The sequence below is a fragment of the Streptomyces sp. NPDC102278 genome (assembly GCF_044766345.1).
Lineage (GTDB): Bacteria > Actinomycetota > Actinomycetes > Streptomycetales > Streptomycetaceae > Streptomyces.
In genome coordinates this window covers 56,298-75,874 of the sequence record NZ_JBIWLV010000024.1, presented here as the reverse complement: position 1 = coordinate 75,874, position 19,577 = coordinate 56,298, and the positions used below count along the sequence as shown (strand labels likewise).

The 19,577-nt window shown below is 71.7% G+C and carries 19 protein-coding genes and 2 pseudogenes; 6 read left to right on the top strand and 15 right to left on the bottom strand.

Translation table 11 applies throughout. The features are described from left to right. Positions 1 to 238: pseudogene (locus ACIRO3_RS33940) on the top strand (endonuclease/exonuclease/phosphatase family protein); the annotation flags it as partial. Here ACIRO3_RS33940 and ACIRO3_RS33935 read toward each other — a convergent pair. Continuing rightward, positions 225 to 677, bottom strand: a complete 453-nt coding sequence (locus tag ACIRO3_RS33935; RefSeq protein ID WP_404143256.1) for a hypothetical protein — start codon at positions 675 to 677, stop codon at positions 225 to 227. The pseudogene ACIRO3_RS33940 and the gene ACIRO3_RS33935 overlap by 14 nt on opposite strands. A 397-nt stretch (positions 678 to 1,074) precedes the next feature. Here ACIRO3_RS33935 and ACIRO3_RS33930 point away from each other — a divergent pair, with 397 nt between their 5' ends. Beyond that, positions 1,075 to 1,413, top strand: coding sequence for a DoxX family protein (locus ACIRO3_RS33930; RefSeq protein WP_404143255.1), 339 nt, complete (start codon positions 1,075 to 1,077; stop codon positions 1,411 to 1,413). Positions 1,414 to 1,730: 317 nt separating this feature from the next. Here ACIRO3_RS33930 and ACIRO3_RS33925 read toward each other — a convergent pair whose 3' ends face one another. Next, positions 1,731 to 2,630: a LysR family transcriptional regulator gene (locus ACIRO3_RS33925; protein WP_404143254.1), complete on the bottom strand. Its 900-nt coding sequence runs from the start codon at positions 2,628 to 2,630 to the stop codon at positions 1,731 to 1,733. A 1,065-nt stretch (positions 2,631 to 3,695) separates the two neighbouring features. On the opposite strand from ACIRO3_RS33925, the gene ACIRO3_RS33920 reads away from it, so the two are divergent. From ACIRO3_RS33920 to ACIRO3_RS33905, 4 genes are all read left to right on the top strand, one after another. Next, positions 3,696 to 4,286: a VOC family protein gene (locus ACIRO3_RS33920; RefSeq protein ID WP_404143252.1), complete on the top strand. Its 591-nt coding sequence runs from the start codon at positions 3,696 to 3,698 to the stop codon at positions 4,284 to 4,286. Between the two features lie 267 nt (positions 4,287 to 4,553). Further along, positions 4,554 to 4,988, top strand: a complete 435-nt coding sequence (locus tag ACIRO3_RS33915; protein WP_361779481.1) for a DUF6892 domain-containing protein — start codon at positions 4,554 to 4,556, stop codon at positions 4,986 to 4,988. A 421-nt stretch (positions 4,989 to 5,409) separates the two neighbouring features. Further along, positions 5,410 to 6,057 (top strand): ankyrin repeat domain-containing protein, encoded by a 648-nt coding sequence (locus ACIRO3_RS33910; protein ID WP_404143250.1) that lies wholly within the window; start codon positions 5,410 to 5,412, stop codon positions 6,055 to 6,057. A 521-nt stretch (positions 6,058 to 6,578) separates the two neighbouring features. Continuing rightward, positions 6,579 to 6,770, top strand: a complete 192-nt coding sequence (locus ACIRO3_RS33905; RefSeq protein ID WP_404143248.1) for a hypothetical protein — start codon at positions 6,579 to 6,581, stop codon at positions 6,768 to 6,770. A 152-nt stretch (positions 6,771 to 6,922) separates the two neighbouring features. Here the strand turns inward: ACIRO3_RS33905 and ACIRO3_RS33900 are convergent. From ACIRO3_RS33900 to ACIRO3_RS33840, 13 genes and pseudogenes are all read right to left on the bottom strand, one after another. Beyond that, positions 6,923 to 7,042 (bottom strand): annotated as a pseudogene (locus tag ACIRO3_RS33900) (helix-turn-helix transcriptional regulator); the annotation flags it as partial. 207 nt (positions 7,043 to 7,249) lie between these two features. Continuing rightward, positions 7,250 to 7,909: a LysE family translocator gene (locus tag ACIRO3_RS33895; RefSeq protein ID WP_361779469.1), complete on the bottom strand. Its 660-nt coding sequence runs from the start codon at positions 7,907 to 7,909 to the stop codon at positions 7,250 to 7,252. Between the two features lie 56 nt (positions 7,910 to 7,965). Further along, positions 7,966 to 9,225, bottom strand: coding sequence for an aspartate aminotransferase family protein (locus tag ACIRO3_RS33890; protein WP_404143246.1), 1,260 nt, complete (start codon positions 9,223 to 9,225; stop codon positions 7,966 to 7,968). 65 nt (positions 9,226 to 9,290) lie between these two features. Next, a complete protein-coding gene (locus tag ACIRO3_RS33885) occupies positions 9,291 to 9,788 on the bottom strand; it encodes a flavin reductase family protein (protein WP_361779582.1) in 498 nt (165 codons plus the stop codon). A gap of 2 nt (positions 9,789 to 9,790) precedes the next feature. Then, on the bottom strand, positions 9,791 to 11,419 hold the full coding sequence (locus ACIRO3_RS33880; RefSeq protein ID WP_404143245.1) for an amino acid adenylation domain-containing protein: 1,629 nt from the start codon (positions 11,417 to 11,419) through the stop codon (positions 9,791 to 9,793). 3 nt (positions 11,420 to 11,422) lie between these two features. Then, complete coding sequence (locus ACIRO3_RS33875) at positions 11,423 to 12,442, bottom strand: hypothetical protein (protein ID WP_404143243.1); 1,020 nt, start codon at positions 12,440 to 12,442, stop codon at positions 11,423 to 11,425. Then, positions 12,432 to 13,364, bottom strand: a complete 933-nt coding sequence (locus ACIRO3_RS33870; RefSeq protein ID WP_404143241.1) for a 4'-phosphopantetheinyl transferase family protein — start codon at positions 13,362 to 13,364, stop codon at positions 12,432 to 12,434. Before ACIRO3_RS33870 ends, ACIRO3_RS33875 begins: the two co-directional genes overlap by 11 nt. Then, a complete protein-coding gene (locus ACIRO3_RS33865) occupies positions 13,357 to 14,526 on the bottom strand; it encodes an acyl-CoA dehydrogenase family protein (RefSeq protein ID WP_404143240.1) in 1,170 nt (389 codons plus the stop codon). Before ACIRO3_RS33865 ends, ACIRO3_RS33870 begins: the two co-directional genes overlap by 8 nt. Then, positions 14,523 to 14,780 (bottom strand): acyl carrier protein, encoded by a 258-nt coding sequence (locus tag ACIRO3_RS33860; RefSeq protein ID WP_361779451.1) that lies wholly within the window; start codon positions 14,778 to 14,780, stop codon positions 14,523 to 14,525. The genes ACIRO3_RS33865 and ACIRO3_RS33860 overlap by 4 nt, the downstream gene beginning before the upstream one ends. Positions 14,781 to 14,861: 81 nt before the next feature. Further along, positions 14,862 to 16,190 carry a type III PLP-dependent enzyme gene (locus ACIRO3_RS33855; RefSeq protein WP_404143238.1) on the bottom strand — a complete coding sequence of 443 codons (1,329 nt, stop codon included), beginning with the start codon at positions 16,188 to 16,190 and terminating at the stop codon, positions 14,862 to 14,864. Then, positions 16,183 to 17,724, bottom strand: coding sequence for a class I adenylate-forming enzyme family protein (locus ACIRO3_RS33850; RefSeq protein WP_404143237.1), 1,542 nt, complete (start codon positions 17,722 to 17,724; stop codon positions 16,183 to 16,185). The genes ACIRO3_RS33855 and ACIRO3_RS33850 overlap by 8 nt, the downstream gene beginning before the upstream one ends. Further along, positions 17,721 to 19,010: an acyl carrier protein gene (locus tag ACIRO3_RS33845; protein WP_404143236.1), complete on the bottom strand. Its 1,290-nt coding sequence runs from the start codon at positions 19,008 to 19,010 to the stop codon at positions 17,721 to 17,723. Before ACIRO3_RS33845 ends, ACIRO3_RS33850 begins: the two co-directional genes overlap by 4 nt. Next, positions 19,007 to 19,267: an acyl carrier protein gene (locus ACIRO3_RS33840; RefSeq protein ID WP_404143234.1), complete on the bottom strand. Its 261-nt coding sequence runs from the start codon at positions 19,265 to 19,267 to the stop codon at positions 19,007 to 19,009. The genes ACIRO3_RS33845 and ACIRO3_RS33840 overlap by 4 nt, the downstream gene beginning before the upstream one ends. Positions 19,268 to 19,577: the final 310 nt, after the last annotated feature.

Genomic DNA, 19,577 nt, shown 5'->3' with positions numbered 1-19,577 from the left:
CGACCCGAACAACACCACCGCCTGGGTATGGCCCGCCGGCCTCTACGCGAACACCGCGGGGGCCCCCGGGTACGAGGAATGCGACCAGAACAACGTCACCGGCACGATCCGCCCCACCCACGCGTCCGGCGCGAAGATCGACTACATCTTCAGCGGCCTGCCCAAGAACTGGTGCACCGTCACCACAACGCCTCACTCCGACCACCGCGTTCTCATCGAGAGCGTCAAGACCGGCTGAAATCGAGCCGAGGTGCCGACAGGATCGTCGCTCGCCCACCGGTCACACCGTCGAACTTGCCGTCACAGGCCGCGGCTCCGTGACATCCCGTCATCCACGAGCACCACGGGCCGTCCGGCGCCAGGGCTCCGAGAACGGCCGGCAACCGGGGCGGCTCGACCGGGTCTGACAGCGAGCTCAGGTCCGACCATGCGATCCACACGTGCGTGTCCAGGTTGGCCTGCTCATCGGGGAGCAGGCCAGTCCGCACGAGCGATGGATGCTCGTCGGTGAACCGTGCGACGAAGAAGTGCTCCGTCCCGATGTACCGCTTGCCGTTCAAAGAGTCGATCAAGACGAGCCGCGGTACCCCGGGATCGCCAACGAGGTTGGTGGTGGGCTTGTTTGAGAGTGCCGAGAGTCTCGGCGTCGACTCGCCCGCGCAGACGATGCGGCGCACGCGTTGCCGTCGGGCAGTACCCGTACCCGCTGGACCACCAGCCGCTCCCCCTGGCTCGTCAGAGGCTCGCTGCCGCGCCGCGTTCAGGTCGACGTGTCCATGGAACAGGCCACCCACGGCACGACCAGGCCGGCCCGGGCCGTGATCGGAAACGGCGATTCGGCCCTTCGCAGCGGGCGGACGCGGCCCGACCACCCTGCCCGGTCACGTTCGCCGCCCATGACGTTCAGGCGTAGCCGTTCGAAGCGCGGGCGAGATAACCCTGAGGTGATCGGGTCGATAAGCGATTCGATCTTGATGCCGCACAGCCCCTGGGCGAGTCTGGGCCAGGCCGGGCATTCGGCCGATCCGCTGACGTTCAGTTCGCCGATAGCTCGATTTCTTGGAGTACTTGCACATGACCGCTGTAGTCGTCGTCACCGTTCTGACCGCCGTCTGGGTCGCCTTCTCAGGCGTCTCCCTGCTGCGCAGGGCGCAGTTCGTCGTCGACCCTCTCGTCGAGTACGGGGTTCCCCGGTCCTGGTGGGCTCCGCTGGGCCTTGCCAAGGTGGCGGGGGCGGCCGGTCTGCTGGTCGGGCTGGCGGTGCCCGTGGTGGGCGTGATCGCCGGGATCGGTCTGGTCCTGTACTTCCTGGGCGCGGTCGTCACGGTGCTGCGCGCCCGCTCGTACAAGACGGTCGTGTTCCCCGTCCTGTACCTGGCTCCGGTGGTGGCCACCCTCGCTCTCACCGTCTGAAGGACAACCGGCAGCACGGCACAGTCCAGGACATCGGTGTCCGGAACGGGACCGGACGTCGTGGGCGGGCCGCCGGAGCCGCCGTGAGACGCGGCCGGAGGGATGCGTCCGTGCGCCCGGATCCAACCAGGCCCGGCCACGTTCCACGACATGGCCAACGGTCCCACCTACCGAGCCGCGGCGGCTGCCCCGAGACGGCACAAGGTTCCGGGACCGGCTTGCCGTCACGGCACGCCGCCAGATGGCTGTCATGACATACGGGCAGGCTGATACGGCATCGGCAGGGATTCGTCCGTCCGGTGCTCTCGGCGTCTCGGTCAGTGGTACCCGAATTCCTGCGAGCCGAGGTCCCGTATGACATCGGCGAGGGCATGGATGGGTTCGTTTCCGGATTCGGTGCGCCACAGCAAGGCGTAGGAAAGGGGCGACATGTCGCGGATGGGAAGCCAGTCTATGTGCGTCAGGGCCCAGTGCCGGGTGACGTGGGCCGGGAAGCAGTGGACGATCTCGCCGGTGCCCACCAGGTGGATCAGGTCGTCGCTGTTGGTGATGTTTTCGCTGCGTTCGATCCGGCGACCTCGTGGTGTTTGGAATGGCAGGTACTGGTCCTCCCAGTAGTCCGGCATCAGGGGTGCCATCGCGTGCGGGCGGTCGGCAAGGGTCTCCACGGTCACCGACGACCGAGAGGACAGCGCGTCGTCCTTGGAAACGGCGAGCAGTCGGGGATCGGTGAAGAGCACGGGTCCGACGGTGAGGTCCGGTTCCTCGACGGGCAGCCATCCGACCAAAGCATCCAGCGTTCCGTCGCGTAGGCAGGCAAAGGGGTCGACGAAGGGAGCTCGGCGAATCTGCAGTTCCCAATGCGGGTGGCGGCTGCGGAACGTCCGCCAGTAGTGGTGGAGTTCGACGAGGTTGAAGGGCAGCATGCCGACCCTCAGGACCCCCGCCACTCCGCGGGCGGTCATCCGTGCGCGCTCCAGGCTGCCGCAGAGGCCCGCGTACAGCGGCCGCAGGTCGTCACGCAGCTGACGTCCCAACGGGGTCAACCCCACCTGCCGGCGGTTCGCGCGATCGAAGAGCATGCCCCCGATCCGCCGCTCCTGCTGCGCGATCGCCTGACTCACTCGTGCCTGAGACACCTGCAGCCGAGCAGCCGCGCGGGCGAAATGCAGCTCCTCCGCCAAAGTCAAGAAGATCTCGATGTCACGCACTTCCATCGGCGATCCTCCTGCACAATGCGCGACCTGTCGGTCTGCGCGCGACGTTCACGTTGATCAATTTCGGGAGCGGGTCCAGGCTGAAGGTTCCCACGTGGCCCCGCCGGCGGCACGACCTCACCCACGCGCAAACGGCCCCGCATCGCGAGGCTTGCGGGTTCACGTGAACCTCGGGCTTCGGCCACTCGGCAACCGGTGGCTGCGACCGGTCCTCTTCCAGCACATTGCTTCTGGCGCTTACCCTCTGATCAGCGCGCACATTAGCTCATGCCCACGACCCGGGCAGCAGCAGCCCCCGGCACCGCCGCGCCTGCGACCGCGAAGCAGGCCTGGTGCCGTGCGGGGGCGGGTGCCGTCCGTGACGCATGGTCATGGCGCTTGCCAGTGCGAGCGTTCGCCGCGACGAGTGGGATGCACACGGCCCACTCCGCGCTCGCTTTGCCGCCCCGGTTGCCGGCAAGCACGAGGCGGATCGGAGCGACAGAGTCGCCGATACCGGCGGCAGGATCAGTCGCATGCGGAGACCGGGCAGAGCTCGACGCTGATGATGCCGGGCAGCCGGGTGACCTCCCGCCTCGGTTCCTCGCACTCCGGTTCGGAAAGCTGGTCGGGGAAGCGGGCACTCAGGTATCACCCTCGTCCGACACACGTACGTAGCGCCGAACCGCTGCAGCCCGCACCGGCGCCGCCGCGGCTGTCCCCGGTTTTCCCAAGCACGCCGCCACGAAACCAGCAGGTGGTGGTCCAGCGAACCAGTTGTTTCCATCGTTTGTCGGGGGGCGAGGCGTGTTCGACGGTGTGCGCTTCGATCGTCCAGGAGAACACCCACCTCACGGAAGTGCTCGAACCAGGCACTGCGCGCGGCGGTCGCATCACCAGCTCGTTACTGATCGTTTCAGAATGACTCGACTTGCGGGCCTTGTGCTCGGGGATCTTGGTCGGCAGAGTTTCCGGGATGCGTGCTGATTTCGGTCCGAGCGACTTGTGCTGCTACCGCCGCTCCCGAATGGCATGCCGACGGCGGTGACGACAGCAGCGACGGGTTCGACAGCTTGGGGGAATGGAATGCTGACCGGGATCGTGATCGACGCGCTGGATGTCGCGCGTATGGACCGCTTCTGGCAGGACGCGACGCGGGGCCAAACGGACGGCCTGCGGCTGCGGTTCATGCCGACGGCGAAGCCGAAGGCGGGCAAGAACCGACTCCACCTGGACCTGGCCGGGGGGCCGGACTGGGAGGCCGAGGTGGCCCGCCTGCTCACACTCGACGCGACGCGGGTCGACATCGGCCAGGGGGACGTCCCCTGGGATGTGCTGGCTGACCCCGAGGGCAACGAGTTCTGCGTACTGCGTCCGGGGCATCCCGGAGTACTTGCAGACTCCGGCCTCGTCGCGATCTGCCTGGACATGGCCGAAGAGGACCGGCACGCGCAGCCGTCTTTCTGGGAGTCCCAGGCCGACTGGCACACGGTGGAGTCCCACGACTGGGGCGTCCGGCTCCGACGGAGGCCCACCAGCACGGTCTCACTGGTGATGGGGCCACCTGCGGCGCCCAAAGCGCTGCGGAACAGGCTGCGACTGGAAGTCACCCATCGCGACCGCCAACCCGGCGAGTTCCTCGACGTCGGCGGTAACGAGTTCCACGTCAGATACTGATCCCCGGCTGCCCCGCCCCCGTCCAGGTCCTGTAGAAACTGATCGCTTCAAAGCGATTCGAGTTGCGGGTCTCGCAGCCTCCGCAAGATCCGCACCGGTCGCGGCCGCGTGCCGGACGCCTCCCCGCCGCTGCGCACACCGGGCGGGGCGAGGCGGCCGGATGGGAGGCTTCCGCGCCTCGCGGCCTCCCACCGCGGCAACGTCCCGGGTCTGGGCCGGGACCGGGCGCGCCGGACCCGTGTCGTACCTCCGTGGTACTCATGGGCCATGAGCCAGTTCCGCGACTTCAACCTCAAGCTGCTCGTCATCGAGGAGCTCATGTACGGCCCCGAGCCGCTCCTCCCGCTCTACGACCTGCCCGCGCGGCTGGCCGAGCGGGAGATCGGCGACCCCGCGTCCTACGTTCTGGACAACGGCCTCCACGCGGAGGTATTGCCGGAGTCCCGAACCCACTTCGAGACCCTGGAGATCCCGGCCGAGCTTCTCGCCCGCGTTGAGGAACTGTGCTTCGACGCCGGCGCCGAAGTCTTCCGGCACTGCGCCCCCGCCTGGGACGGCGAGGATGATCTGTTCGACGTCCGATCGCTCGACGACCTCGCCCTGCTGCCCAACCTGCGGGAGGTCACCTTCGTCGAAGACGGCGTCCTGGCCGTGCCGGACGCGGCGAAGGTCTTCGCCGCGCGCGGCATCGACACCGACTGAGCCCCGGCCCCCGTCCGTCCCTGCGGCGGCCATGACCTCGGGAGCCATCCCGCCCTGCGGCCCGGACGTTGGGAAAGCCCATCGTGCGGTGGTGCTGACCCACCGGCCCACCGGCACCCCAGACCGGTCGGCAGGCCGGGGTGACTGATTCGTCGCCTGCGATCGGTCAAACGCCACGTCAGCGCCGTGACCGACCCGTGCAACTCCCGCCCGAGCCGGTGACCGGCCATCGGTCATCGGTCATCCGTGTCCCGTGCCATCGAACCCGGATCGCCAGTGACGTTGGACGATCGGCGGTTCGTGACAGCAAGGTTGGGCCCAACCCGAATCCGCTGATCGTGGCTCCGCCTCCATGGCGGGTGGATCGGATCGTTGGGCGCCCCGGGTGTTCGCTCGACACGGAGGCCCGGATGATCGAGGTATGGACATCGCGGATCAACTGGTGAGGGCGGCGGGCGACGGCGACGTGATCGGGGTATCCCGGCTGCTGGGGCAGGGTGCCGTGGTGGATGCGCCGAACGGTGACGGGCGTACGGCGCTGGACCGGGCGGTAGACAAGGGGCACGCCGATGTCGTCCGCCGACTCATCGCAGCGGGGGCCGATCTGGAGCAACAGGCGGGTGAGTACCAGGAGTCGACGCCGCTGTGCCTGGCAGCGAGCCAGGGGCACACGGCCGTTGTCGGGGTTCTCCTCGATGCCGGCGCCCCAACCGGACCCCAAGGCCGGTTGGGCTACGTTCCACTGGTGCTGGCTGCCACGAGCGGCGACGAGGGGCACCCGGAAACGGTAGCCCTGCTGCTGGACCGCGGGGTGGACATCAACGCGGTGATGAAGCACAAGACCGCCCTTGACTGGGCGGTCTGGTTCGGGCAGGAAGAGATGGTGCACCGCCTGCTCGGTCGCGGTGCCGCGCCCTCGGCCGAGACCCTGGCCGCCGCGCGTGAACATCTCGGACGTCATCCGGAGTGTCGGCGGAAGATCGAGCGCATCGCCGCCGCCCTCCTTGCTGTGGAGGTCGTGCCCGCCACGGGTCAGGAGCCCGGAACGGAAGCCGGGAATCTGGCATAGCGATCGTTCAGCATCGCACGCTCTTCAGGGGGCGCCGGCAAAACCCGGGCCCCCGCCATGCTTCTGCCGCGGCGCCTACGTGGACGCGGCCCCGGGACATCCTGACGAATGTGCCGGGGCCGACGGTCGGTCCGGTCATACTGCCTCAGAGCGCTCAGGGCACAAGCCCGTACCCGTGCACCCGTGTCGGCCCGGACGGGAGAAGACGACAGCCCGACTCCCCGGACCGCACCCGATACGGATTCATCCGAACGGTCCAATCAGCCTCGCTTCAGCCTCGCTTCGGCCTCGCTTCGGCCTCGCTTCGGCCTCCAACGCCGCCTGCTCCTGCGACCGTTCCCGGTCCTGGTCGGCGTCGCGATTGGCCCGATGTTGGCAGATGTCGCACCGACCGCCGGGCGCGGCCTCCGCCGCCCGGCGTTGTTCCTGGGGACGGAGTAGGCGTGGTAGTCGTCGAGGTTGGCCAGTGCGTCGGCCAGGGTCTCGTGGCCTTGGCGACCGTAACGCCGCCAGATCCGCCCGTGCGGGCCATGCTCCTCCAGGACATCCAGAACGTCCAGGACGGTCACGATCACCGGCACCTCGCCGGTGTGGTCGCGGTAACCGCCCGCTTCGCCGTAGGTGTCGTCCACACCGTGCGCCACAACGCGACATCACCCCTCACCGTGGCGCGCCCGGTCTGCGGGACGCTGCGGGCGAGGAAGCGGCGGTAGCGGGCGTTCTCCTCCGCCAGGGGGAGAACGGGTCAGCCTGGCCGGCCGCGCTGTCGGGGTGCGCACGCCGGTTCAGCCGCGTGAGGTACTCGACCCGACCTGGGACAAGGGGGGCCGGGGACGCAGTGGTGGAGGTTGTGTTCCGGGCGTGATCACAGCCAGCCGCGCTGCGCCGCTTTCAGGCCTGCTTCGAATCGGCTGGCCGCGTCAAGCCGTTCCATCAGCGCGGACATGCGACGGCGTACTGTACGCAGCGATACGCCGAGGCGCCGAGTGCCCCAGCAGGGATGCCTACCGCCGTCTGCGGTCGGCAGCTTCGACAGCCGCGAGCCCGGCCACGGCGCGCCGCCGGCGCCCGCGCGCCGTGCCTCTCACACCGGGCCGACGGCGACACCGGACAATCACCCGGACGAGTGCGCACCCGCGCCGCCGGATCCGGGCTCCGAGGCAGGCGCGCACAGCGGCATCGAGCAGCGCCGTCAGGCGATCGCGGCGACGCCGATGCCGATGGCGATGAACAGCCAGCCGGTCGTGAGCTCCCAGCGGTGACGGAACTTCGGTCGATCGAGGAGGGCCCGCAGGCGCGTGGCGACGGCGACCAGGGCGAACCAGTAGACGACGCCGATGATGACGTCCAGGGTGCCCAGGAAGAAGATCTGCCGGGTCATCGATCCGCCGCCGTTGACGAACTGCGGCAGGATGCTGATGAAGAACAGCGCCGCCTTGGGGTTGAGCACGTTGGTGAGGAAGCCCTGCGTGAAGCCGGACCGCCACTGGCCCTTGCCGGGGTCGGCCTCGGCCGGTCCGTCCTCGGGATCGGTGGGGGTTGCTCGCCCGGCGAGCCGCTCGCGGGCGGCTCGCCGGGCCGCCAGCACGGCTCGTACTCCGAGGTAGACGAGGTAGGCCGCACCGAGCAACTTGATGGCGTCGTAGACCGTGGGGGAACGGGCGGCGATCAGCGACAGTCCGGTGGCGGCGGCGAGCATGTGCACGCACAGCCCGGCCTGGGCTCCCAGTGCCGCGCCCCGGCCCTTCGAGGGGTGTTCGGTCGCCGACCGGAGCACCACGAGGAAGTCCGGTCCGGGCACGACGTACGCCACCAGCACCACGGCCAGGAACCCGACGAGGTCAACCGACATCCGCTCTCCGTTCGTCAGCCCCGTGGCGATCGCCGCCGGGGTGGCTTCATCTGCTGTCAGGCCACGATGGCCTGTACCCCCACCACGGAGGCGACGGCTGCGTCGAGTATCCCGAGGCCCTGCTCCAGTTGTCCGTGTTCCACTGTCAGCGGCGGCAGGACCTTGACCACCTCGTCGTGCGGCCCGGCCGTTTCCAGCAGCAGGCCGTCGCGGTAGGCGAGTTCGCAGACGGCGCGGGCCGCGCCCGGACGGTCGATGGGCAGGCCCCAGGCCAGGCCGCGCCCGCGGGGTGCGGGCAGCCCGTGCCGACGGGCGGTCCGCGCGAGGGCGCGCCCCACCTGGCCGCCCAATGTCGTGGTCCTTGTTTCCAGGGTGCTGTCGGACCAGAACAACTCCAGTGCCCGTGCGGCCGTGACGAACGCCGGGTTGTAGCCGCGGAAGGTGCCGTTGTGCTCGCCCGGTTTCCACACGTCGTATGCGGGGCGGATCAGTGTCAGGGCCATGGGCATCCCGTACCCGCTGATGGACTTGGACAGGCAGATGATGTCGGGGACGATCCCGGCCTGCTCGAAGGAGAAGAACGGGCCCGTGCGGCCGCAGCCCATCTGGATGTCGTCCACCACGAGCAACGTGCCGTGCTCTTCGGCCCAGGAGGCCAGGGCGCGCAGCCAGGTCGGGCGAGCCGGGTTGACCCCGCCCTCGCCCTGTACGGTCTCCACGACCACGGCGGCGAGGGGGGTGTCCTCGGCGGTGGCGTCCAGTGCCCGGGTGAGTCGGCGCGTCGACTGGTCGTCGTCGTCGGCGGGGTGGTCGAAGGGCACGGGCACGGTGTGCGGCAGGGGGACGCCCGCCGCGGCGCGTTTCATCGGGTTGGCGGTGACGGCCAGTGCCCCGAGCGTCATGCCGTGGAAGCCGCGTTCGAAGTAGGCGACGGTGTGGCGGCCGGTGACCTTCCGGGCGAGCTTGAGCGCGGCCTCGACGGCGTTGGTACCGCCGGGGCCGGGGAACTGGACTCGGTAGTCCAGGCCGCGCGGGGTGAGGATCAGGTCCCGCAACCGCTCCAGGAAGACGCTTTTGGCCGAGGTGTGCATGTCGAGGCCGTGGGTGACGCCGTCGCCGGCGAGGTAGCCCAGCAGCGCGGCTTTCAGCTCGGGCGGATTGTGCCCGTAGTTGAGGGCGCCGGCGCCGGCGAAGAAGTCGATGAAGGACCGGCCGGACTCGTCGCGCAGCACGGCGCCGCGTCCGGTGGTGAACACGGTGGGCCAGGCCCGGCTGTAGCTGCGGACTTCCGATTCCATGGTGTCGAAGATGCTCATGTTCGTCCCTGTCAGCGTGGGTGCGGGTGGGTGCGGGCGCCGGGTCGCGGCCGGTCGGGCGGGGGTCAGGCGGTCACGGCGTTCTGCTGGTGTTGGTAGAGCACCAGGGCCCGGGCGTCGGGGGTCTGCGCGGTCCACAGGGCACGGCCGATGAGCAGGGTGTGATCGAGTGCGGTGGGAGCCTGGTCGAGGCGGCAGACCACGGTGGCGGTCGTCCCCTCCAGTACCGGGCAGCCCTCCTCGTGCCGGTGGGCGACGCCTTGGAAGCGCTCCGCGGCCGGCAGCCGGGCGAAACGGTCCATCAGGTCCCGCTGCTGCCAGCTGAGGATGTTGACGGCGAACCGGCCGTGGTCACGGGCGGCCCGTACGGTACGGCCGGCGCTGGCCAGCGAGACCAGCACCGACGGCGGCTCGGTGGACAGCGAGAGCAGCGCGTTGGCGGTGCAACCGACGGGTCCGTCGGGGCCGTCGGTCGTGATGACGGCGACGCCGGTGGCGAGGTGCGCCATGGTCGCGCAGAACTCGTCACGGCCGGGTAGCGGGGTGCGGGCGGTGGTGGTCATGGTCACGTCACCGGGTTCCTTTCCGGGAGGGGCTGGGGGCGGGCTTCGACGGGGGCCCGGTCCGCGGGGCCGGGCGCCGTGCGGGGCGGAGCCGGGGAGGCGGTGTCCAGGGCGGCGAGTACGGCGTTGCGGTCGGTCTTCCCGTTGAGGTTGAGGGGCAGTTGGGGCAGGGCGAGCAGAGTGCGCGGGACCATGTAGGCGGGGAGCTTTTCGTGCAGTGCCTCCTGAAGGGACGCCGGATCGGCGACGTCTCCGGTGTAGACCGCCTGCAGGGCGGGCGCGGGCCGGTCGGTGCGGGCGACCACGACCGCGTCGACGACGCCGGGGTGCCGGCGCAGTGCCTCCTCGATCTCGCCGAGTTCGACGCGGTAGCCGCTGATCTTGACTTGGCTGTCGAGGCGGCCCAGGTGCACGAGGTCGCCGCGGCCGTCCTGTGTCACTCGGTCCCCGGTGCGGTACCAGTGGGCCTCGTCGAGGGGTTCGCCCCCGTGGGGGGTGAGGCCGGCGTCGGGTTCACCGGCGGCGAACCGGCCCAGGTCGTCCGCCGGGTCCAGGTAGCCGGGGAAGCGTTGCGCGCCGCGGACCAGCAGTTCGCCCTCGGTGTCGGGGCGCATCTCCTCGTTCACGACCAGGGTTTCGGCGCCGGGGTGGGCGTTGCCGATGGGCACGGTTCCGTTGGCGGTGCGCGGCCACTCGGCCGGGTCGGCGGGGAGGCGGTAGCCGGTGCAGGTGACGGTGAGTTCGGTCGGTCCGTAGAGGTTCTCCAGGCGGGCGTCGGGGGCGGCCGCGGCGAAGGATCGGGCCTGTCGCAGGGTGAGTGGTTCGCCCGCGAAGGCCGCGTAGCGCAGGGTCGGCATCGAGTGCGGGGCCAGTCGGCGCAGCCGGGAGGCGAGCGAGACCACGCTCGGTACGGAGAACCAGTGGGTCAGCTCGTGCCGCGCCACGAACCCGGCCGGGTCCATGAGTTCGTCTCGGCTGGGCACCACGAGGGCCGCGCCGGTGCTCCAGGCCACGAACATGTCGAAGACGGACGGGTCGAAGGTCAGGTCGAAGGTCTGGGACAGCCTGCTGTCGGGGCCGGCGCCGGTGCGCTCGACGGCGTGGTGGAGGTAGGCGTCGGTGTTGGCGTGTCGGATCACCACCCCCTTGGGTCGGCCGGTGGAGCCCGAGGTGAACAGGATGTACGCGGTGTCCTGGGGGCCCGGGCCGGCGATGTCGCTCAGGTCGTGGCCCTGCGCGTGGGCAGTGAGGTCGACGGGGACGAGCGGCGCGGCTCGGCCCGCCGGGCGGGTGTCGCTCGTCGCGTCGGCCAGCGTCATCGTCGCGCCCGCCTCCCGTACGACGGCCTCGTTGCGGGCCGGTGGAGCGGCCGGGTTGAGGGGCACCACCGCGGCTCCCAGCCGTTGCAGCGCCAGGTAGGCGGCGTACGTGGCGGGTGTCCGGACCGCCAGCAGGGCGGCTCGTCGGGGCGGTGGTGCGCCGGCGCAGAGCCGGGCGGCGAGGGTCTCGGCGTGGGTGCGCAGCTCGGCGTAGGACAGCGTGGTGGTTGCGACGGTGAGGGCCGGCCGGTCGGGATGGCGGTCGGCCGTGCGGGCGAAGCGGTCCCACAGGGTGAGGGCGGGTGTCGGCACGGGTCAGCCTCCTTGTCGCACGTGTGACCCGGCGGCGATCGGTCGGGCGACGGGGGCGCCGTAGCCGTGGGCCGCGTGTACGGGTGAGGCGGCGGCCTCGAGTTCCGCCAGCGCGGTGAACGTGCCGGTGATCAGGGACGGTCGCGGGCGGCCGCGGCGTGCGGAGTTCGCGGCGAACCGGAGCATCCTGGGCAGCTCGCGCCACTTCGCCGTGGTGGCCTCGACGGCCTCCCGCTCCGCCCGGGTGAGCGCGTCGCCCGCTCCGGCCAGCAGGTGGGCGTCGCGGAACAGATGGTGCTGGGCTGCCGCCCAGAGGTCCTCCAGCACGCCCCGCGAGCCGTCGCCCTCCAGGTCCGCGGCCAGCAGGCGCGCGGTCTCCTCCAGCGCGGCGGCCCCGGTCAGCCAGGGGGCACCGGGCAAGCGCTCCTGCGTGACGCCCTCCTCCTCGACCAGCCACTGGTGGGTCTCGTGCGCCGGCGGTGCCACCGGGAACCCGAAGGCCAGGATGTTGCGCATGCGGTGCACCTGCGACAGCCCGCGGGGAAAGGCGATCAGTGCGGAGAACTCGGCCTCGGTCAAGGTCCCGGCGAACGGGTCCTGCGAGCCGCCGCTGCTGAACAGGGCCGTGAAGCCGTCCACCAGGTGCCAGTCCCCCTCCGGTGTGCGGCCGTCCACCAGGAGCAGATGCGGCGCGTGGTCGTCGGCGGCGCCGGACAGCCAGGGCAGCGCCCCGCTGTCGGCGACCACCAGGACCCTGCCGTGCCGGGCCAGTTCGGCGGCCACGCCTGCGAGGGCCGCCTCGGTGTCGGGGGCGCCGCGGTACCCGAGCCTGCTGTTGCCGGGCAGATTGTTCAGGGCGCGGTCGTGGTGCGAGAAGCTGCCCGTGGCCGGTTGCACCGCGAGCCGCACGGAGCGTGCGAGCAGGTCGGTGGATCCGGGGGCGCGTGCGCAGAGGTAGCCGGCGAGGTTCTCCGTGTAGCAGCTCAGGCCCACGCTGGTGGGCGCGATCGAATCAGTACGCATACGGGTCCTCCACGTAGAGGGGGGAGACGGCGCGGCCCGACCGGGGCCGGGGCGCACCGTGGCGTCGGGTCGGGGCCCGGGCGGGGCGGCCGTCGAGGTTCCGGGGAGCGTCGGGCCGGTGGCCGGGGGCGTCGGCCGCGCTTTCGGGGCCGGGCCGCGGCGGGCCGAAGGCGCAGGCGAGCGCGGCCGTCCCGGTTCCCGCTCCGGCCGGCCAGGGCAGCCGGAGCCAGCGCAGCGCGTCCCAGGTGCCGTCCGGGCCGTCCGGGTCGGCGCGCACCCGCCAGGGTGCGCCCGGCAGGCCGGTGCCGCGCGCCTTGACGCACGCCTCCTGGACGGTCCACACCCGCGCGAAGGCGCGGGCGGCCCGGTGGGGCGGCATCGACGCCAGTCGCGCCGCCGTGTCGGGCGGGCAGCAGCGGCGGAGCATCCCGGTGGACGGCGGCCGGGGTACCTGCACGTCGACGCCGACGTCCAGTGCGTCGCCGACGGCGGCCGCCGTGTACGGGCCGCTGTGCGAAACGCTCACCCCGGTGCGGGGCGAGCCGGGCAGTCGGGGCCGACCGGCCGGTTCGGGGACCACCGGCCCGCGGGCGTCCTCCTCGCCCCTGACTTCGGCGAGGAGCAGCCGCAGCAACGCGCGGCCGGCCAGGTGTTCGCGGCCTCGCCAGGGCGCCATGTCGGCGGCCGCCCGGTGTTCCTCGGGGCGCAGCCGGCCCAGGGCGGCGGCGTCGGTCATCAGGCGCTCGGCCCGGGCCACGACGAGGGTGATGCCCGGCGCCGGCGTCCACAGAGCGGCGATCGGGTCGTCGGCGGGGCGCGCCCGGCCGCCCGGCCGGAGCCGGGCGGCGGGCGTTGCGGTCCCGACACCGGCCGCCCGGCCGCTCGAAACCCCGGCCCGCGGACCGGTGGGGGTGTCAGACAAGGGTGGTCTCCTGGTCGAGCAGGCTGAGCGATCCGTTGGCCAGCCGCAGCCGGTCGTTGCCGTAGTTCAGCGAGGCGGATCGCAGGTCGCGCAAGGCGCGCTCCAGTGCGAGCGGCTGGTGGCGCAGGTAGCCGTGTCGCAGTCCGACCAGTTCGATCAGCTCCTCCACGGCGGCCGGGCACTGTTCCGAGGCCGTCACTTTCAGTGCGTTGACCAGGAGTTGCCAGGGCGCGCCGCCGCGCTCCGGTTCGGGGAGGGTGCCGTAGACGTGGGCGGCGTGGCTCAGCATGGCCTGCACCGTGTCGATGCGCTGGCGGGCCCGGGACAGTCGGGTCAGCAGCAGTTCGCTCTTGAGGTCCCGGCGGCGCCGCTCCTCGGGGCTGCGCAGGAACCGCAGGGTGCGGGAGAGCGCGCCGGCCGCCGTGCCCAGCCAGCAGGCGCTCCAGCCGAGGTGAGCCAGCGGGGCGAAGACGTTGACGGTCACGCGTCGGAAGTCGCCGTGCTCGCCGACGACCTGGTGGTCGGGTACGGCGCCGGTGAAGCGCATCGGCACGCTGTGGGTGCCGCGCATGCCCATCGGGTCCCAGCCGCCGAGGACTTGCACGTCCAGCTGGTCGCGTTCGGCGTAGACCAGCGACACCTGGCCGTCCGAAGTGGCCTGGGGGGCCAGGGCGGTGATCAGGTAGGCGTCCGCGTGAGCGCCGCCGGTGACGATCGGGGCCATGCGGTCCAGCTCGATCAGATCGCCCTCGCGCCGGGTGCCGGTGCGTGAGCTGAGCAGGTGGCCGCCCTTGCCGGCTTCGGTGGTGACCGAGCCCAGGTACAGGTCGCCCCGGGCGACCTTCGGCAGCACGTGCTCGCGCAGTTCCTCGGAGGCGTGGTGGACCAGCGCCGCGACCTGTTGGCCGTGCATGGCGAACACCATGGCCGCCGACATGTCCTGACGGGCGATCAACTGGGATACGGCCAACAGGTCCTCGACGGTGCCGTCCAGGCCTCCGTAGCGGGCCGGGACCAGCAGACCGAGGAGCCCTGAGGTCCGCATCGCGGTCAGGCCTTCCAGCGGGAAGGCCGCCTTCTCGTCGCTCTCGGCCGCGTGCTGCTCGACCGTGTCGAGCACGGTCGTCAGGCGAGGGGCCAGAGCGGGGTCGAGGGCCCTCACCGGGCATCCGCCAGGGCGTCGGCGCGGGCGCTCTCCACAGCCGCCCACAGGGTGCCGGCGGTCTCGAAGTTGGCGTCCGTGAGCTGGTCGTCGGGGAGGGTCACCCCGCAGTTGTCCTCCAGGTCGAAGACGAGGTCGATGGCCTGCATGGAGTTGAGCCCGAGGTCGCGCAGCCGGTCCTCGGCCCGCAGTTCCTGGTCGGGGGTGAGGTAGCGCAGGTGGGGACGGAGCGTGTCGGCGAAGGCCTTGTCCATGGTGGTTCTCCTCACAGAACGGGTGGGCGGTGCATGGGGTGGCGCCGGGGATCCGGACGCCACGGGGCGTGGTGCGGGTGGTCAGGCGGCGCCACCGCGCCGGACGAAGGTCAGCCGGTCACTGCGCAGGACCCGGCCCCCGTCGGTGACGACCTCCAGTGGGGCGGGGTGGCCGAGGAAGAGCACGAGGCTGGCGTGCAGGCCGTAGGCGCCGGTGTTCGGTACGGCGAGCAGGTCGCCGGGGGCGACGGCGGGCAGCGGGTGTGACCGGGCCCAGGTGTCGAGCGGGGTGCAGAGCGGGCCGCAGATCATGGCGGGGCCCGGCGCTTCGGCGTCGTCGTCCGGCCCGTCGGTGCCAGTGCCGGCCGGCTCCGCCGGGTTGCCGGCCGGCCGGACCACGTCGGGGTGCAGCGGCGGTACCCGCCGCAGTCCTGCCATGCCGCCGAGGTGGTTGATGCCGGCGTCCAGGACGACGACCCGCTGCCCGTGGGAGTTCTTCACGTCCAGTACCCGGGTCAGCAGTTGTCCGCAGGTGGCCGTAAGGTAGCGGCCCGACTCGAAGGCCACCGTGGGCTCGTTCTGCCGCCAGCCGGGCAGCGCCTCGTCCAGTTCGCCGGCCAGCCGTTCGGCCAGCCCCGGATAGGCGGGCAGCTCCCCGGCGCGGGCGTAGGGAGCCCCGAAGCCGCCACCGAGGTCGATGGTGCGCAGCGGCACCCCGAGCGCCTCCCGCAGGGTGCGGGCCACGGCGATCGCCTCGCTGAAGGAGTCGCCGAGTGCCTGTTCGTCGGCGATGTTGGTGGCCAGGTAGAGGTGGAGGCCGGCGATGCGGGCGTTCTCGCCGCCGGTGTACCGCTCGGGGTGCGCGGCGATGTCCTCGGCGTCGGCGCCGAACGCGGAGGGGTCCCCGGTCATCCGCAGCCCCGCGCCCCTGCTGCCGCCCCCGGGGTTGACGCGCAGCAGGTAGGTGACGTGTGCGTCGTGCCGGGCGGCGGCGCGGTCCAGTTGGCCGACGCCGTGCTCGGAGTCCACGGCGAACTCGCGCACCCCGGCCTTGAGCGCTTCGTCCAGGTCCTCGTCGCGCTTTCCGGGGCCGGTGTAGAGGATGTCGTGGGCCGGCACCCGGGCCTCCAGCGCCGCGGCCAGTTCGCCGGGGGAGCTGACCTCGGCGCGGCAGCCGAGGTCGTACAGGGCGGACACCACGTCGGGGTGCGGGTTGGCCTTGAGCGAGTAGTACAGCTCGCTGGGCTCCGGCAGCCAGGACCGCAGGCGGGCGTGCGCGGAGCGCACCGTGGCCACGTCGTAGACGTACGCCGGGGTCGCCACGGGCGGTACGGACGGCGCCGGCGCGGCGGATTGCCGGGGACCGGGGGCGACCGCGGTGGAATCGGTGCGGGACGCGGTGTCAGTCACGGCCGGCCTCCGCGAGCTGTCCGGCCAGTACGGCCTTGGCGGTCTTGCCGTTGGCGTTGACCGGCAGTACGTCGATGGAACGGCACACCCGGGGCACCTTGTAGTCCTCCAGGTGTTCGCGCAGCCGCGGCAGGACGGTGGCGGGATCGGCGGTGCCGGTGACCACCAACACGGCCTCGGGTCGAGAGCCGTCGGGTGTCAGGACGGCGGCGGTTTCCACGTCGGGCAGCCGGCGGGCGGCCGCCTCGACCTCGATGGCGCTGACCCGGAAGCCGTCCTGCTTGTAGACGTCGTCGCGGCGGCCGGCGAAGTACAGTCGCCCGTCCTCGTCGGTCCACCCGTAGTCGCCGGTGCGCAGTTCGGGGAAGAGGCCGTCGCGCCGGGGGAAGCGCGAGGCGGTGAGCTCGGGGCGGCGCCAGTATCCGGCCATCACGTGCGGCCCGCGCACGGTGATCTCACCGACCTCCCCGGCGGGCAGCCGCTCACCCTCTTCGTCGACCACGAAGACTTCGGTGCCGGTCAGCGGCAATCCGCAGCTCCCCGGGCGGATCAGGTCCTCGTCCGGCTCGGCGATGGTGAGCCGCTTGCACTCGGTGAGCCCGAACATCAGCTGTACGCGAAGCCCGGGCAGCACCTCGCGCAGTCCGTGGGGGATGTCGGCGGGCAGTGCGGCGCCGGTGTTGGTGAGCAGGCGCAGCGGGGGGCGCTCGCCGCCACGTCGTCGTAACAGCCGCAGCAGAGCGGCGGAGACCGGCGGAACGGTCGGCAGTACGGTCGCCCGGCTGCGCACCAGGTTGGTCAGGAGCGCAGGACCGGATTCGGCGGCCGAGCCGAGCCACACGTGGCTGCCGGCGAGCACGGAGAGGAACACCTGGTAGAGGCCGTAGTCGAAGGAGAGCGGCAGCGGGCAGTAGACGACGTCGTCCGCTCGGTAGCCGAGCCGCTCGGCTATGGCGTGGACGGCGAACATCATCTGCTGATGGGTGGAGACCACGGCCTTGGGCATCGCGGTGGTGCCGGAGGTGTAGATCAGGCAGACCGGATCGACGGAGAGCGGCCCGTCGGCGACGCCCGCCTCGTCCGCGCGACCGGTCCCGGAATCGGCGTCGGGCGGCGTTCCGTTCCGTGGCCTCGGGTGAAGGTCTTCGGGGGCGGTCACCGCCACGCCTGCTTCCCGGATGGCGTCGCGGGTGGCGGCCGACGCGGCGACCGCGAGGGCCGGCTCGCAGTCGGCCAGCACGTGGCGCAGCACCTCACCGCGGACCTGGTCGTGCAGGACGGTGAAGACCACGCCGAGGCGGGAGGCTCCGAACAGGAGCGGCACCAGTGCGGGGCCGCTGTCGCTGGTCACCACCAGTCGGTCGCCGCTGCGCAGTCCGCGGTTGCGGAGCTCCGCCGCGTAGTGGTGGCTGGCGCGGACGAGTTCGGCGCGGCTGAGGGTGAGGTCTTGGCAGGTGACCGCCGGGGCGCCGGGGTCGGCGGTGGGGGCGTCGAGGAGTTCGTGCAGCACGGTGGCTTGCGGGTGGGTGCTCATGACCTGGCCGCCTCCGTCCCGTTGGTGGTGCGCAGTACGAGGTCGACCAGGCCGTCGACGCGGCGGAGGACGGCCGGTTCCAGGTCCGTGGGGGCGAACTCGATGCCGTAGGTGCTCTCCAGTCGTTCCACCGTCTCCACCATCTGGAAGGAGGCGAAGCCGTCCAGGTCGCTCAGGTCATCGGTGGCCGCGACCAGCGTGGCGGGGGCGCCCAGGATGTCGGCAACGGTGCCCACCACCGTTTCGCGTACCTGTGCGGGCTCGTGTGGCATGGCGTCTCCTGGTCCGGTGTGTACGGCGTCAGCCGCGATCTGGGCGTCGGTGCGCAGCAGTTCGGCGAGCGTGGAGTGGATCTGCGCGGGCACGGGGCGGCCGCGTTGCGCCCGGCGCGCGGCCAGGTAGCACTGGCCGGCCAAGGTCTCCCAGGCATCGGCCTGGGCGGCGCAGGAGCGGGCGAAAGCGGACCCGGGCATGTGGTGGGCGGCCCACGCGGCGTGCAGTCGGCGGGACCGGTTCAGCAGCCAGCTCTGCAACAGCAGCGCCGTGCAGGCCTCCTGTTGGTCGGGGTGGTCGCGGAAGGCGGCGGCGTAGCGCTCCGGGGTGTCGCCCGCCAGTAGGCGGATCGCCTCCTGCGCGTTGTCCGCGAGGTCCGCTGCCGGCGGCCGGTGGTCCGGGCGTGTGGGCCTCACCGCCACCGGCAGGCTGGGCGAGCCGTCGAACAGGGAGGCCGCCTCCGCTCGTTCGTAGGCGCACACCACCGGCTCCGCCCGGCCGTAGGGCGTCTCGTTGTCGTAGGCGTCCACCGCCTCGACGACGGCTCCGTTGTCCGCGGTTCGAAGGAGCACGCTGTGCTCCATGTGCTGGTGGCCGTGGTAGGGCAGCCAGGGCATGCGGTAGGCGTCGCCGACGACGTACAGCGGGCTGCCGTCCTCGGGCAGCAGATCCATCAGCGCCCGGCCGTCCGTCACCGGCAGCCCGGTTTCCAGGGCGAGTCCGAGGGGCCGCCCCATCTGTTCGATCTGGTCGGCGGGCCGCTGCTCGACGGTGGGCAGACCCCCGTCGGCGGGAAAGTGTGGAGCGAATCGAAGGTGGGCGCCGAGACCCAGATGGGTGCCCGGACCGTGTGTCGTGTCGGCCAGGACGGCCGCGTTGACCTGGATGCAGTCCAGTGCGGTGGTGTCGATTCCGCGGATGGCCTCGGCCAGCGGGTCGGCGGGGGCGTCCGACGGGGAGGTGGCGGGGTCGCAGGTGGAGGCGTCGGCGGACGTGGGCGTCACGGTGTTCACGCGGCACGTCCTTCGGACCCGGCGGTGGTCCTCACGATGTCGACCAGGTCGCCCACCGTGTAGACACCGGCGAGTTGATCGTCATCGATGGTGACGTCGAAGGACTCCTCGATGTCCTCCAGTACGTGGACGATGGCCAGCGAGTCCATCCGCAGGTCCTGTTCCAAGCGGGTGTCGGGCGTCAGGCCGGCGGGGAGGTGCTCGGTGCGTGCCCGGATCATGGGGGCGAGGCGGTGCAGGATGTCGTTCGTGGTCATGGCTGGGGTGTCTCCTCCACGTACGGGAGCGGGAAAGGAAGGGAAGGGGCGGGGAGGGGCGGGACGTACGCATGGCCGCTGCCGCACATCGAAGAGGGCGGCGAGGGTGGCGACGAGGGCGGACGGCGAGGCGGACGGCGGGCCGTGGGGTCGCAACTGCGCGACCGGGCAGGTGGCTTCGAGGTCATTCGAGGTCAACGGCAGGCCGGCGCCACGTGCGAGCCGGCGCCCACGGGGGTCTGTGAGGACCTCTTGGAGTTCCCGCGACCTGAGGATCCCGCGCGCTGAGGAAAAGAGCGCCGCCGTTGGG

What these genes read in the sequence shown, in the direction of transcription:
- ACIRO3_RS33890 (WP_404143246.1), bottom strand. Translation starts at nt 9,225, where the DNA reads ATGAGCATCTTCGACACCATGGAATCGGAAGTCCGCAGCTACAGCCGG.
- ACIRO3_RS33885 (WP_361779582.1), bottom strand. Translation starts at nt 9,788, where the DNA reads ATGACCACCACCGCCCGCACCCCGCTACCCGGCCGTGACGAGTTCTGC.
- ACIRO3_RS33930 (WP_404143255.1), top strand. Translation starts at nt 1,075, where the DNA reads ATGACCGCTGTAGTCGTCGTCACCGTTCTGACCGCCGTCTGGGTCGCC.
- ACIRO3_RS33920 (WP_404143252.1), top strand. Translation starts at nt 3,696, where the DNA reads ATGCTGACCGGGATCGTGATCGACGCGCTGGATGTCGCGCGTATGGAC.
- ACIRO3_RS33910 (WP_404143250.1), top strand. Translation starts at nt 5,410, where the DNA reads ATGGACATCGCGGATCAACTGGTGAGGGCGGCGGGCGACGGCGACGTG.
- ACIRO3_RS33850 (WP_404143237.1), bottom strand. Translation starts at nt 17,724, where the DNA reads ATGAGCACCCACCCGCAAGCCACCGTGCTGCACGAACTCCTCGACGCC.
- ACIRO3_RS33895 (WP_361779469.1), bottom strand. Translation starts at nt 7,909, where the DNA reads ATGTCGGTTGACCTCGTCGGGTTCCTGGCCGTGGTGCTGGTGGCGTAC.
- ACIRO3_RS33915 (WP_361779481.1), top strand. Translation starts at nt 4,554, where the DNA reads ATGAGCCAGTTCCGCGACTTCAACCTCAAGCTGCTCGTCATCGAGGAG.
- ACIRO3_RS33860 (WP_361779451.1), bottom strand. Translation starts at nt 14,780, where the DNA reads ATGGACAAGGCCTTCGCCGACACGCTCCGTCCCCACCTGCGCTACCTC.
- ACIRO3_RS33925 (WP_404143254.1), bottom strand. Translation starts at nt 2,630, where the DNA reads ATGGAAGTGCGTGACATCGAGATCTTCTTGACTTTGGCGGAGGAGCTG.
- ACIRO3_RS33840 (WP_404143234.1), bottom strand. Translation starts at nt 19,267, where the DNA reads ATGACCACGAACGACATCCTGCACCGCCTCGCCCCCATGATCCGGGCA.
- ACIRO3_RS33875 (WP_404143243.1), bottom strand. Translation starts at nt 12,442, where the DNA reads ATGCGTACTGATTCGATCGCGCCCACCAGCGTGGGCCTGAGCTGCTAC.